This window comes from Pseudomonas sp. SWRI22 (assembly GCF_014268395.2).
GTDB lineage: Bacteria > Pseudomonadota > Gammaproteobacteria > Pseudomonadales > Pseudomonadaceae > Aquipseudomonas > Aquipseudomonas paracarnis.
In genome coordinates, this window is sequence record NZ_JABWQK020000001.1 from 2,943,996 (window position 1) to 2,956,613 (window position 12,618).

11 protein-coding genes are annotated in these 12,618 nt (G+C 60.1%); 2 read left to right on the forward strand and 9 right to left on the reverse strand.

Annotated features, from left to right (window positions below):
- Positions 1 to 17: 17 nt before the first annotated feature.
- Positions 18 to 221: a twin transmembrane helix small protein gene (locus HU730_RS12875; RefSeq protein ID WP_186527009.1), complete on the forward strand. Its 204-nt coding sequence runs from the start codon at positions 18 to 20 to the stop codon at positions 219 to 221.
- 6 nt (positions 222 to 227) lie between these two features.
- Here the strand turns inward: HU730_RS12875 and HU730_RS12880 are convergent, their stop codons facing one another.
- The 4 genes from HU730_RS12880 to coxB all read right to left on the reverse strand — a co-directional run bounded on the left by HU730_RS12880 (position 228) and on the right by coxB (position 4,607).
- Positions 228 to 1,115: a cytochrome c oxidase subunit 3 gene (locus HU730_RS12880; protein ID WP_186527010.1), complete on the reverse strand. Its 888-nt coding sequence runs from the start codon at positions 1,113 to 1,115 to the stop codon at positions 228 to 230.
- A 35-nt stretch (positions 1,116 to 1,150) separates the two neighbouring features.
- The gene (locus HU730_RS12885; protein ID WP_054920935.1) at positions 1,151 to 1,702 is read right to left on the reverse strand and encodes a cytochrome c oxidase assembly protein; all 552 of its coding nucleotides are present in this window, start codon (positions 1,700 to 1,702) and stop codon (positions 1,151 to 1,153) included.
- A gap of 135 nt (positions 1,703 to 1,837) precedes the next feature.
- Positions 1,838 to 3,421 carry a cytochrome c oxidase subunit I gene (gene ctaD, locus HU730_RS12890; protein ID WP_003187339.1) on the reverse strand — a complete coding sequence of 528 codons (1,584 nt, stop codon included), beginning with the start codon at positions 3,419 to 3,421 and terminating at the stop codon, positions 1,838 to 1,840.
- 58 nt (positions 3,422 to 3,479) lie between these two features.
- Positions 3,480 to 4,607 carry a cytochrome c oxidase subunit II gene (coxB, locus tag HU730_RS12895; protein WP_096142997.1) on the reverse strand — a complete coding sequence of 376 codons (1,128 nt, stop codon included), beginning with the start codon at positions 4,605 to 4,607 and terminating at the stop codon, positions 3,480 to 3,482.
- Positions 4,608 to 4,976: 369 nt separating this feature from the next.
- On the opposite strand from coxB, the gene HU730_RS12900 reads away from it, so the two are divergent.
- A complete protein-coding gene (locus HU730_RS12900; RefSeq protein ID WP_003187334.1) occupies positions 4,977 to 5,624 on the forward strand; it encodes a hypothetical protein in 648 nt (215 codons plus the stop codon).
- A 168-nt stretch (positions 5,625 to 5,792) separates the two neighbouring features.
- Here HU730_RS12900 and HU730_RS12905 read toward each other — a convergent pair whose 3' ends face one another.
- The 5 genes from HU730_RS12905 to HU730_RS12925 all read right to left on the reverse strand — a co-directional run bounded on the left by HU730_RS12905 (position 5,793) and on the right by HU730_RS12925 (position 12,616).
- Positions 5,793 to 7,334: a SulP family inorganic anion transporter gene (locus HU730_RS12905; protein ID WP_034129222.1), complete on the reverse strand. Its 1,542-nt coding sequence runs from the start codon at positions 7,332 to 7,334 to the stop codon at positions 5,793 to 5,795.
- A gap of 85 nt (positions 7,335 to 7,419) precedes the next feature.
- Complete coding sequence (locus HU730_RS12910; RefSeq protein WP_003187331.1) at positions 7,420 to 8,151, reverse strand: carbonic anhydrase; 732 nt, start codon at positions 8,149 to 8,151, stop codon at positions 7,420 to 7,422.
- 228 nt (positions 8,152 to 8,379) lie between these two features.
- Positions 8,380 to 9,438, reverse strand: a complete 1,059-nt coding sequence (locus HU730_RS12915; protein ID WP_034129221.1) for a PA0069 family radical SAM protein — start codon at positions 9,436 to 9,438, stop codon at positions 8,380 to 8,382.
- Positions 9,439 to 9,520: 82 nt separating this feature from the next.
- A complete protein-coding gene (locus HU730_RS12920) occupies positions 9,521 to 10,819 on the reverse strand; it encodes a cytochrome c (RefSeq protein WP_072445700.1) in 1,299 nt (432 codons plus the stop codon).
- 12 nt (positions 10,820 to 10,831) lie between these two features.
- Positions 10,832 to 12,616 (reverse strand): GMC family oxidoreductase, encoded by a 1,785-nt coding sequence (locus tag HU730_RS12925; RefSeq protein WP_032894333.1) that lies wholly within the window; start codon positions 12,614 to 12,616, stop codon positions 10,832 to 10,834.
- Positions 12,617 to 12,618: the final 2 nt, after the last annotated feature.

Genomic DNA, 12,618 nt, shown 5'->3' on the forward strand with positions numbered 1-12,618 from the left:
TAGCCCGGAGCCAGACCATGCTCAAAGCCGCCATTGCCCTGATGCTGATCGCGACCGTCGTGAGCCTGTTCAGTGGCTTGCTCTTCCTGGTCAAGGACGAGGGCAACTCCAACCGCCTCGTCACTGCCTTGACCGTGCGTGTCACGCTGGCCGTGATCACCGTGGGCTTGATCGCCTGGGGCTTTTTCAGCGGCCAATTGGTCTCTCATGCGCCGTGGTAAGCGGCGTCACAGCACATAGACAAAGAAAAACAGCCCGATCCACACCACGTCCACAAAGTGCCAATACCAACTGGCCGCCTCGAAACCGAACTGGTGCTCGGCATTGAAATGCCCGCGCAGGATGCGCATCAGCATCACAAACAGAATGATGGTGCCGATAGTCACGTGGGCGCCGTGAAAGCCCGTGAGCATGAAGAACGTCGCGCCGTACACGCCTGAACCCAGGGTGAGGCCCAACTCTTTGTAGGCGTGGATGTATTCCTCGGCCTGGAATCCAAGAAACGCCAAGCCCAGCAGCACGGTGATCGCCAGCCAGAGTTTCAGTGCACCACGATGGCCTTTGCGCAGGGCATGGTGGGCAATGGTGATGGTCACGCTGGAACTCACCAGCAGGATGGTATTGACCAATGGCAGGCCCCAGGGGCTGATGGTGCCTTTGGGCGCAGGGTAGAGCTCGGGGTCGGGGTTGTTCAGCAGGGGCCAGGCAAACTCGAAGTTCGGCCACAGCATGTGCGCAATGCCCTTGGGCCCCTCGCCCGCCAACCAAGGCCCAGCCCAGACGCGCACGTAGAACAGCGCACCGAAAAAGGCGATGAAGAACATCACCTCCGAAAAGATGAACCAGGTCATGCCCCAGCGGAACGAGCGGTCCATCTGGGCGCTGTACAGCCCAGCACGACTTTCCTTGATCACCGCGCCAAACCAGCCAAACAGCATGTAGGCCAGCAGCAAACCGCCGACGAAAAAGATCCACGGCCCGTGGGATTCAGGGCGCGCGGCCTTCAAGTCGTTGAACCACACGGCCAGGCCATACACGGTGACCAGCAGGCCAATCGTGGCAATTATTGGCCATTTGCTTTGCGCTGGTACGTAGTACGTATCATGAGTCGACATGTATTCGCTCTCCTGATTGAGGGGGCAAACAGTAGCTAGCCCCCGGTCCTGACGGCCACGGGCGGCTGGCGTGCAGTGATATCGAACAACGTGTACGCCAGGGTCAAATGCTTCACATCCGTGGGCATCGCTCGGTCGACGATGAAACGTACGGGCATCTCAATGCGCTCACCGGGCTGCAACACTTGCTGGGTGAAGCAAAAGCATTCGGTCTTGTGGAAGTACATCGCCGCTTCGGCCGGGGAAATACTGGGTATCGCCTGGGCGGTCATCGGCTTATCAGTGGGGTTGTAGGCCACGAACAGCATCTCGTTGACTGCACCGGGGTTGACCACAATCTCATCGGCCTTGGAGTGGAATTCCCAGACCATGTCGATGGCGTTGGTGGACAGAAACTGCACCCGCACCTGGCGCGAGGGGTCAACCATTTGCTCACCCTCGTACTGCCCGGCGGTCTTGCCGTTGATGCCGAACGCCTTGCACATCACGTCGTAGATCGGCACGAGGGCGAAGCCGAAGGCGAACATTGCCAGCACCAGGATCAGCAGGCGGGTGACCAGGCGCTTGAGCGGTACGGAGTCAGCCATGGCGCCCACCTGGCTTTGGACTTTCTGTGGGAGCTGGCTTGCCTGCGATGAGGGCCTGAGGGCTGGTAGATTCAGCGCCTGACCTACCGCCATCGCGGGCAAGCCCGCTCCCACAGGGGGAGTATAGGGAGGGCTTCATTTGACCTCCGGCGGCGTCGTGAAGGTGTGATACGGCGCCGGCGAGGGCACGCTCCACTCCAGGCCTTCGGCGCCATCCCACGGTTTGGCCGGCGCAGGCGGGCCGCCACGGATGCACTTGATGACAATGAACAGAAAGAAGATCTGCGTGGCGCCGAACATGAAGGCACCAATGGACGAGACCATATTGAAGTCAGCGAACTGCAGGTTGTAGTCCGGCACCCGGCGCGGCATACCAGCCAGCCCCACAAAGTGCATGGGGAAGAACGCCATGTTCATGCCCACGAAAGACAACCAGAAGTGCAGCTTGCCCAAGGTTTCGTCGTACATGTGGCCGGTCCATTTCGGCAGCCAGTAGTAGGCCGAAGCGAAGATCCCGAAGATCGCGCCGGGCACCAGTACGTAATGGAAATGCGCCACCACAAAGTAGGTGTCGTGGTACTGGAAGTCCGCCGGGGCAATCGCCAGCATCAGCCCGGAGAAGCCGCCGATGGTGAACAGGATCACAAAGGCCACCGCAAACAACATCGGCGTCTCGAACGTCAGTGAGCCTTGCCACATGGTGCTGACCCAGTTGAACACCTTCACGCCCGTAGGCACGGCGATCAGCAAGGTGGCGTACATGAAGAACAGCTCACCCACCAGCGGAATGCCCACCACAAACATGTGGTGCGCCCACACGATGAACGACAGGAACGCGATGCTCGCGGTGGCGTAGACCATCGAGGTGTAGCCGAACAGCGGCTTGCGCGAGAAGGTGGGGATGATCGAGCTGACCGCGCCAAAGGCCGGCAGGATCATGATGTACACCTCGGGATGCCCAAAGAACCAGAACACATGCTGGAACAGCACGGGATCGCCACCACCGGCCGCGCTGAAGAAGCTGGTGCCGAAGTGGATATCCATCAGCATCATGGTCACGCAGCCCGCCAGTACCGGCATCACCGCGATCAGCAGGAACGCGGTGATCAGCCAGGTCCATACGAACAGCGGCATTTTCATCAGGGTCATGCCCGGCGCACGCAAGTTGAGGATGGTGGCGACCACGTTGATCGCGCCCATGATCGAACTGATGCCCATCAGGTGGATGGCAAAGATAAAGAACGTCACGCTTTCCGGGGCATAGGTGGTGGAGAGCGGGGCGTAGAAGGTCCAGCCGAAATTCGGCCCGCCGCCGGGTGTGAACAAGGTGGACACCAGCAGCAGGAACGCCGCCGGCAGCAGCCAGAAGCTGAAATTGTTCATGCGCGGCAGGGCCATGTCCGGCGCGCCGATCATCAACGGGATCATCCAGTTGGCCAGGCCGACAAACGCCGGCATCACCGCGCCGAATACCATGATCAAGCCGTGCATGGTGGTCATCTGGTTGAAGAATGCCGGCTGCACGATCTGCAGGCCCGGCTGGAACAACTCGGCGCGGATCACCATGGCGAACGAGCCGCCGAGCAGGAACATGGTGAAGGCGAACCACAGGTACATGGTGCCGATGTCTTTGTGGTTGGTGGTCAGCACCCAGCGCATCAGGCCCTTGGCGGGGCCGTGGGCGTGGTCGGCATGACCATGGTCGATCACAGTGCTCATGGCCGTTCTCCTGCAAGCGAGTGAGCGGGACGATTCAGGGCATTGGCAATGAAAGTCGTCATTTGCTTTCCGCCTGTTTCAGAGCCAGCACGTCTTTGGGAGTGACCATGTCGCCTTTGTTATTGCCCCAGGCGTTACGCTCATAGGTCACCACAGCGGCGATATCCACTTCCGAGAGCTGCTTGCCGAAAGCTGCCATCGCGGTGCCGGGCTTGCCGTGATACACGATGCTCAGATGGTCTTTGGCCGGCCCCGTGGCGATTTTCGAGCCCTTGAGCGCCGGGAACATCGGTGGCAAGCCTTGGCCCTCAGCCTGGTGACAGGCCACGCAAGTGGTGTGATAGACCTTGTCGCCACGGGCCACCAGTTCGTCCAGCGTCCACTCCTTGGAGGTCAGCTCCTTGAGCTTGGCGGCCTCCTCCTTGCGCTCGCCCAGCCAGGTGTCGTAGTCGGCCTTGGACTTGACCTCCACCACGATAGGCATGAAGCCATGGTCCTTGCCACACAGTTCGGCGCACTGACCACGGTAGATGCCGGGCTTCTCGACGCGGGTCCAGGCTTCGTTGACGAAGCCAGGGATAGCATCGCGCTTGACCGCAAAGGCCGGCACCCACCAGGAGTGGATCACATCGGCAGCGGTCACCAGAAAGCGCACCTTGGCGCCCACCGGCAATACCAGCGGCTGGTCGACTTCCAACAGGTAGTGCTCACCCTTGGTGGCCTGGTTATGGATCTGCTCGGCGGGGGTGGCCAGGTTGCTGAAGAACTCCACATCCTGGCCCAGGTATTTGTAGTGCCACTTCCACTGATAGCCGGTGACCTGGATATCGATATCCGACTCACTGCTGTCGTAGATGTTGATCAGGGTCTTGGTGGCCGGAATGGCCATGGCCACCAGGATCAGCAAGGGCACCACGGTCCAGAGGATTTCCACGGTGGTACTTTCGTGGAACTTCGCCGCTACCTGGCCCGTAGACCGGCGGTGCAGGATCATCGACCAGAACATCGCGCCAAACACGACGATGCCGATCACCACACAGATCCAGAAAATGGTCATGTGCAGGTCAAACACAGCGTGGCTGACTTCAGTAGCCCCTGGCGCCATATTCGTAGTCCAGGCGGCGTTCGCCTGGCCGAATACCGACCACAACAGGAGGCCCATCCAAACGTGTGGATGTCGCGTCATTGCGGGTTCCCCTTTATGTTTCTTGTTATCCCGCCGGTTTGCACCTGCGGCGAAGGGAGCGGCTTCCATACTGCTTACAACCGCCAAGCCTTGCCTGCGTCATGCAGTTGGGCGTCATCAGCTAATTGCGTACAAAACCGAGTATAGACAGCCCTAGCAACCCCGCAATGTGTGGGGGCAAATGAATAGAAACAGACAGACGGAGCCCGTAAAATGGGCGGCGGAATCGTTTATCCGACGAACGATGGCATTTCGATATAACCCGTACCTATAACCATGAAATAATTATGACAAATGCGTCTTAGGCGCTCGTATAAACGAACTACCTTATCTTCTCCCTTTTCCTACGCCTGCTTCACTGGAGCCCTCATGAACACCGCCGCATTGCGCGAGCAGATTTCCCGTGCCCATCAACACGAAGCCAGCACTGGCCAGCTCGTCAGCCAGCTGAAAAAACAAGTGCCGCACCTGCATTCGTCCATCGCCTTGGCTGACGGTGATCGCAACATGGTCATGACCCGTTTTGTGACCGCTTACATCGATCTGGTTCCTGATTTGCTCGACGCCGCCAATGACGTGGCCCGTGAGGCCGGGATTGAAAGCCAGATCAAACCGGTACTGAAAATCGCTGAACATTTCTTCCTGCAGCCGCCAGCGATTCTGGCCGGCCACGACGGCCTTGATGGCCTGCTGGATGAGGCCTACCTGGCGCATCGCCTGGTCGAAGAAGTGAACGATCTGTATATCAAGCATTTTGGCCAGCCGCTGATTCCAGCGGATACCACCGTGGCCAACGTGATCGCCCATCAACTGATCGGTGAAGACTTCGCCAACCAATTGGATGAAGCCGTGCACCTGGCGGTGGATGAGATGCTTAACGAGGAAAGCTTTGCGCTGGAATCGGTCGAGGCCTATCGCGAACAGCTCAAGAGCCCGCAGACCGAAGCGTCCTGGAAGCGCTGGCCATGCCTGTCGCGCCAGCTTGGGGTTGAGCTGTCGCTGGATCAGCCGGCATAAATCGCAGATCCAACAGGGGAGCTGGACAAGCTTTTTGTAGGAGCGAGCTTGCTCGCGAAAAACTCACAGACGCCGCGTTTATTCAGCAAGCACGCGTTATCGTTAGCGTTTCTCGCGAGCAAGCTCGCTCCTACAAAGAACAGTGACACCCAGAGTTTGGGGGGGTGTTCAGGCAGGCGCTGAGCCGATCCCCACTGTCGTTCTCACCCGACCTTCCAGCCGACGCTTCAAACCGCGAGCCTCGATCACCAACGTCGAGCCCTTGGCCGCATTGGCCCGGCCCCATTCTTCCAGCAACTCCAGGCAAGAGTGGTCGATGTAACTCAAGTTGCTCAACGGCACATGCAGGGTGGTCCCCGCAGGTACCGCCGACAACACTTGAGTCAACGCCGGCACCTTCAGAAAGGTCGCCGCCCCCGTCAAACGCAGCTCCATCTCACCTTCCTGGGGCAGGTCGATCAGACTGACTTTCAGGCGCGACGCCTTGAACGCCAGCTTCACCAATGTAAGCCCAAACCCCACCAGCACACCGGTCAGCAAATCGGTGAAGATGATTGCCAGTGCCGTGGCCGCATAGGTGAACATCGGCATCCGCCCATAGCGGCCCAGCGCCTTGAACGCCTTGATGTCTACCAACTTGATGCCGGTGTACACCAGCACACCCGCCAGGCTCGCGACCGGAATGCTCTGCAGCACGCTCGACAGCAAGAGCACGAAACCCAGCAGCCACAGGCCATGGAACATCGCCGACAGACGCGTGGTTGCCCCGGCCTGGACGTTAGCCGAGCTGCGCACGATCACGCCGGTCATGGGCAAAGCGCCAACCAGACCGCAGAGCATGTTGCCCACCCCTTGGGCCGACAATTCCTTATCGAAATCCGAACGTTGACCACTGTGCATGCGGTCCACCGCTGCGGCAGACAGCAGGGTTTCGGCACTGGCAATAAACGCCACGGCGAATGCCGCGATCAGCAACTGTGGATCCGCCAGGTTCAGCAAGTCGCTGGGGCGCAGCCAGTCGATAGCGTCCGCAAGGTTTTCCGGGACCTCCACGCGCTTGACCTGCAACGCCAGCACCAGGCTGGCTACAGTCGCCAGGCCCACGCCAAGCAACGCACCAGGCACAAACCGCAGTTGTTGCGGGCGGAATTTGTCCCACAGGTACATCACCAACATCGTCGACAAACCAAGTACGCCAGCCTGCCAGCCGAGCCCGCCGCCGAAGGTAGGAATTGCTGCAGCCAGCGCTGCCGGGAAGCCGGCCAGGTTATCCAGCCCTGAAGGCTTGGGCGCGCCGTCGAGCATCACATGAACCTGCGACAGCACGATCAACACGCCAATCCCGGCCAACATGCCGTAGACCACCGCCGGCGCGGTGACGCGAAACCAGCAGCCCAGGCGCAAACGCCCGGCAACCAATTGCAGGAAGCCGGCCAGCAACAGGATCGGCCCCAGCATCAGCATGCCGTGCTGGCGCACCAACTCGAACACCAGCACCGCCAGACCCGCCGCCGGGCCGCTGACCTGCAGCGGCGAGCCGGCCAACCAGCCCACCACCAGGCCGCCGATGATGCCAGTGATCAGGCCCTTGGCCGGCGGCATGCCGGACGCAATCGCGATGCCCATGCACAGTGGCAAGGCGACCAGAAAAACAACCACCGAGGCGAGCAGCTCCCGTGGCAATACAGCTTTCAATTGAGCAGCACGCATGATGACTCTCCCGAGGCATTCGCCGGGCGCGGTAAAGCCTGGCTGCATCCATGGCAGCCACCGCATTACCCGGCAGGGAAGTGTTTTAGAAGCGCGCTTTAGGCGTCGCTGAAGGGATCGGCTCGGTGCCGTTCAGCGGTCGGAACGCCGCTTTGTCCGCATCGTAGGCCCGAATTTCGCTGGTCTCGATGTTGTAGATCCAACCATGGATAAACAAATGACCATTGGCCATGCGCGAAGCCACGGAAGGGTGTGTACGCAAGTGTTGCAGTTGGGCGATGACGTTTTCTTCGGTCAGCACCGCCATGCTCTCGCCTTCGTTGGCGCAGTCGCAGTTGTCATGGACCATGGTCTTGGCGACCTCGGCGTGACGCAACCAGGCCTTGACCGTCGGCATCTTTTCCAGACTGTCGGGGTTGAGCACGGCACGCATGGCGCCGCAGTCCGAATGCCCGCACACGATGATGTGCTGTACGCCAAGGGCGAGCACAGCGTATTCGATAGCCGTGGAAACACCGCCGTTCATCTGGCCGTAGGGCGGCACCACGTTACCGACGTTACGGGTCACGAACAGGTCGCCTGGGGAGCTCTGGGTGATCAGCTCGGGCACGATGCGCGAGTCGGCGCAGGTGATGAACATCGCCCGTGGGCTCTGGGCGGTGGCGAGTTTCTTGAAGAGTTCTTCCTGCTGGGGGAAGACGTCGTGATGGAAATGCAAAAAGCCGTCAACGATATGCTGCAGCGCTGCATCGGCGGATTCCGCCACCTGAGGGGCTGAAGCCGACGCAGCCAACGGCTGTTTATCCTTGTCACTCATGATTCATCCTCTTGATCAATGCAGGGGAGGGTTCAGGTCAGTTCGACGCCATGGCGGTGAAATAGTTGTAAAACAAGCACCGGCCAGGCCGCCGACTCATCAGTCACTCGCTGAACAAGGTAACCGTCGAAACTTAACTCAAACTGAATGAACCGCTCTAGAACGCGGGTTTCAGTGATGTCAAAACGCGACTATTCCTACAGCAAAGGTGCACGTCTCTCCCTCAGTCTACAACAAAGCCATCTGCCTGCCCGGTGGGCAAAACGCCGTGCAATCAAGGTTGAACCCTTCCCGCCGATTCAGCCCCAGACGCTTGATCGCCTTGCTGAAACGCTGCGCCAGCAAATCGGCAAACGGCCCTTCACCGCGCATACGCACGCCAAACCGGCTGTCATACACCTCACCCCCGCGTACTTGACGCACCAGGCTCATCACATGGGTTGCTCGCTGGGGGTAATGGGCCGCCAGCCACTCCTCGAACAACGGCGCCACCTCCAACGGCAGGCGAAGCATCATATACGCCGCGCTTTGTGCGCCGGCCGCGTGAGCTTCGGTAAGCAGGCTCTCCAGCTCGCTGTCGTTGATCATCGGGATCATTGGCGAACAAAGCACGCCCACCGGGATGCCTGCGTCGCGCATTACCCGAATCGCCCGCAGCCGTGCCTTGGGGGCCGCCGTGCGCGGTTCCAGGATGCGCTTGAGTTCGTCGTCCAGGCTGGTGAGGCTGATCATCACCCCCACCAGGCGCTGGCGGGCCAACTCGGTCAGCAGGTCGAGGTCGCGCAGGATCAGCGAGCCCTTGGTGATGATCGTCACTGGGTGGCGGTAGCGCAGCAGTACTTCAAGGGTTTGCCGGGTGATCCGGTATTCGCGCTCGATTGGCTGGTACGGATCGGTATTGGAGCCCAGGTTGATCGGCGCACACACGTAGCCCGGCTTGGACAGCTGCTGTTCCAGCACATCGGCCGCATTGCTCTTGGCAATCAATCTGGTTTCAAAGTCCAGCCCGGGCGACATGTCCCAATAGGCATGGCTGGGCCGCGCATAGCAGTAGATGCAACCATGTTCACAACCACGATACGGGTTGATCGACCGATCAAACGGCAAGTCCGGCGAGTTGTTGCGGGTGATGATGGTCTTGGCCGTTTCGATACGCACTTCGGTGCCTTGGGTCGGCGGCACTTCCTGGTACCAACCGTCGTCCTCGGCCACGCTGACGGTGGGTGCAAAGCGATTATGCAGATTGGTGGCCGTACCCCGGCCACGGGGCGGCAGCGCAGTAGACATGAAAACGCCTCTATACTGTTTTTATATACAGTATCGAGGCGCGAGGTTTCTGACCAGTGCCGTTGGGCGGCCAGCGAACTTATCAGTGCTTTTGCGTCACCTGCCCCAGGTCATCGCCCGAGGTGGTGTGCAGATCGTTTTTGCGCAGGTCCGCCACATCGCTCGCCTTGACCGGCGCGCCCTGGTTGCCCCAGCTGCCACGGATAAAACTGACCACATCCGCCACTTCCTGGTCCGACAGACGCCAGGCGAACGCTGGCATAGTGAAGGTTGATGGCGCCGCATGGGTGGCCGGCAAGGTGCCGCCGTTCAACACAATGTTGATCAACGACGTGGCATCTGCCGTCTGCAACACCGGGTTGCCCGCCAGCGCCGGGAATACCCGCGTATAGCCATGGCCGTCGGTACGGTGGCAGGCCGCGCAGTTGTCGATATACACCGAGGCGCCCGGCTTGCTGTCATCACCTTTCCAGAGCGCTTGCGCTACCTGCTTGTCGTATTGGTGCGGCTGGTCCTTCGGATCGACTGCCGGCAGGCTCTTGAGGTATCGCGCGATAGCGGTCAGGTCATCTTCCGACATGTACTGCATGCTATGGACGACAACATCGCTCATACCGCCGAACACCGCACTGCGGTCACTGCGGCCGGTCTTGAGAAACTGCACCAGTTGCTCTTCGCTCCAGCTGCCGAGGCCGTCCTTGTGGTCGCCGCGCAGGCTTTTGGCAATCCAGCCTTCCAACGGCGCACTGCCAGAGAGGAAGGCGCTGCCGTCCGTGGCACTCAGGGCTTTTTCCTGCATGGTCAGGGCACGCGGCGTATGGCAGGCGCCGCAGTGTCCGAGACCTTCCACCAGGTAGGCACCGCGATCGATCACCGGGTCGGCAGCGGCTTGCGGCTGATGCGCCTCGACTGCCGGGGCAAACATCCAGCGCCAGGCCGCCAACGGCCAACGCATGCTCAAGGGCCAGGGAATATCGCTGTCCTTGTTTTCCTGGGCAACCGGTTCGACCCCCTTCATAAAGTACGCATACAGCGCTTGCATATCGCTGTCGCTGACACGTGCATAAGACGGGTAAGGCATCGCCGGGTAAAGCGTACTACCGTTCTTGGCGACACCATGGCGCACGGCCTTGTCGAAATCCTCGAAGCTGTAGTCGCCCAGGCCGGTCTTGTCCGGGGTGATGTTGGTGGAGTAGATCACGCCAATAGGCGTTTCCATCGGCAGGCCGCCAGCGAAGGGCTTGCCACCCTTGGCGGTATGGCAGGCAACACAGTCGCCGGCGCGCGCCAGGTATTCACCCTGCTTGATCAGATCGGTTTCGGCGGCGCTGATCGAGCAGCTGCTGAACAGCGCCAGGGAGGCGATAACGAGTGCTTTCATGGTCATCGCTCCTTATGCCTGAACCAGCGGGCCGGGGTTTTTGAGGTACTGCTCGCGAATCGCGCGAGCCGACCAGTAGGTCAACGCTGCCACCAGGCCGGTAGGGTTGTAGCCCAAGCCTTGTGGGAAAGCGGAAGCACCAGGGACAAAGACGTTGTGCACATCCCAGCTCTGCAAGTAGCGGTTCAACGCACTGGTTTTCGGGTCGGTGCCCATGATCGCGCCGCCGTTGAGGTGGGTGGTCTGGTAGGAGGCGGTATTGAAATGCTCACCAACCTTTTTACCCAGCACGGCGATGGCCTTGGGGTTCATGGCCTGGGCCACTTTGCCCATTTTTTCCATCATGAAGCGGTTCATCTTGATATCGTTTTCTTGCCAGTCGAAGGTCATGCGCAGCAGCGGCAGGCCGTAGGCATCGCGATAAACCGGGTCCAGATCCAGGTAGTTGCTCCGGTAGGATTGATGGGCACCGTGAGAATCCATTGAGACCTGATGGGTGTAATAATCGGCGGTGGCGCGCTTCCAGGCACTGCCCCAGGCTGGCGTACCCGGCGGGTTGGACGTACCGGCAATCGGCCGGCTGCCCGCCTGGTTGACCCACATCGGCGAACCACCCACGAAGCCGTGGGGGCCATGGTCAAAGTTGTCGGCGTTGAAGTCGTCGATGGCCACGCCATTGCCGCCCGCGCCGATAAAGTTGTTGGTGTGGGTGTCCTTGTCGAAGAACGCCTTGATGGTGCCCATGTTCTGGTAGGCGAAGTTGCGGCCTACCACACCCTCGTTGGTAATCGGGTCGTAGGGTTTGCCGATGCCGGACAGCAGCATCAGGCGCACGTTATGGAACTGGAAGGCGCCAAGAATCACCAGGTCAGCCGGTTGTTCACACTCGCGGCCCTGGGCGTCGATGTAGGTCACGCCGGTGGCTTTCTTCTTGGTGCTGTCGAGGTTGACCTTGAGCACGTGGGAATTGGGCCGCAGCTCGAAGTTGGGCACCTGGCGCAAGGCCGGCAGGATGTTCACGTTCGGCGAAGCCTTGGAGTACATGTAGCACACGTAGCCACTGCAAAACCCGCAGAAGTTGCACGGGCCCATCTGCGCACCGTAGGGGTTGGTGTACGGCCCCGACGTATTGGCCGAAGGCAGGTTGTAAGGTTTGTAACCTACGTCGGTCGCCGCTTTCTGAAACAGCTGGGCGGAGACAGTATTTTTCTGCGCCTCCAGCGGGAACGGGTTGGAGCGATCCGGCGCGTAGGGGTTGCCGCCACGGCCTTCACCGACCAGTTGGCCCTTGACCGTCCAGGCTTGCCCGGAGGTGCCAAAGACTTTTTCCGCATAGTCGAAAAACGGCTCCAGCTCTTCGTAGCTGACGCCGAAGTCCTGGATGGTCATGTCCTTGGGAATGAAGTTCTTCCCGTAGCGCTCTTCGTAATGGCTGCGCATGCGCAGCTCAATTGGATCAACGCGAAAATGCACGCCCGACCAGTGCAGCCCCGCACCACCAACGCCATTGCCCGGCAAGAACGCGCCCAACTGACGATTGGGCAGGGCGACGTCATTCACGCTGTGGCGAATGGTCACCGTTTCTTTGGAGATGTCCTGGAACAGCTTCTTACGCACGCTGTAGGTCAATTCGTCGATGACCTGGGGATAGTTGCCGTCTGGATAAGTGTCCTGCATCGGGCCGCGCTCCAGCGCTACCACGTTGAGGCCCGCTTCTGTCAGCTCTTTGGCCATGATCGCGCCCGTCCAGCCGAAGCCCACAATCACTGCATCCACTTTCTTCATGATGGTCGCCACGT

What these genes read in the sequence shown, in the direction of transcription:
- HU730_RS12875 (WP_186527009.1), top strand. Translation starts at nt 18, where the DNA reads ATGCTCAAAGCCGCCATTGCCCTGATGCTGATCGCGACCGTCGTGAGC.
- HU730_RS12880 (WP_186527010.1), bottom strand. Translation starts at nt 1,115, where the DNA reads ATGTCGACTCATGATACGTACTACGTACCAGCGCAAAGCAAATGGCCA.
- HU730_RS12885 (WP_054920935.1), bottom strand. Translation starts at nt 1,702, where the DNA reads ATGGCTGACTCCGTACCGCTCAAGCGCCTGGTCACCCGCCTGCTGATC.
- ctaD (WP_003187339.1), bottom strand. Translation starts at nt 3,421, where the DNA reads ATGAGCACTGTGATCGACCATGGTCATGCCGACCACGCCCACGGCCCC.
- coxB (WP_096142997.1), bottom strand. Translation starts at nt 4,607, where the DNA reads ATGACGCGACATCCACACGTTTGGATGGGCCTCCTGTTGTGGTCGGTA.
- HU730_RS12900 (WP_003187334.1), top strand. Translation starts at nt 4,977, where the DNA reads ATGAACACCGCCGCATTGCGCGAGCAGATTTCCCGTGCCCATCAACAC.
- HU730_RS12905 (WP_034129222.1), bottom strand. Translation starts at nt 7,334, where the DNA reads ATGCGTGCTGCTCAATTGAAAGCTGTATTGCCACGGGAGCTGCTCGCC.
- HU730_RS12910 (WP_003187331.1), bottom strand. Translation starts at nt 8,151, where the DNA reads ATGAGTGACAAGGATAAACAGCCGTTGGCTGCGTCGGCTTCAGCCCCT.
- HU730_RS12915 (WP_034129221.1), bottom strand. Translation starts at nt 9,438, where the DNA reads ATGTCTACTGCGCTGCCGCCCCGTGGCCGGGGTACGGCCACCAATCTG.
- HU730_RS12920 (WP_072445700.1), bottom strand. Translation starts at nt 10,819, where the DNA reads ATGAAAGCACTCGTTATCGCCTCCCTGGCGCTGTTCAGCAGCTGCTCG.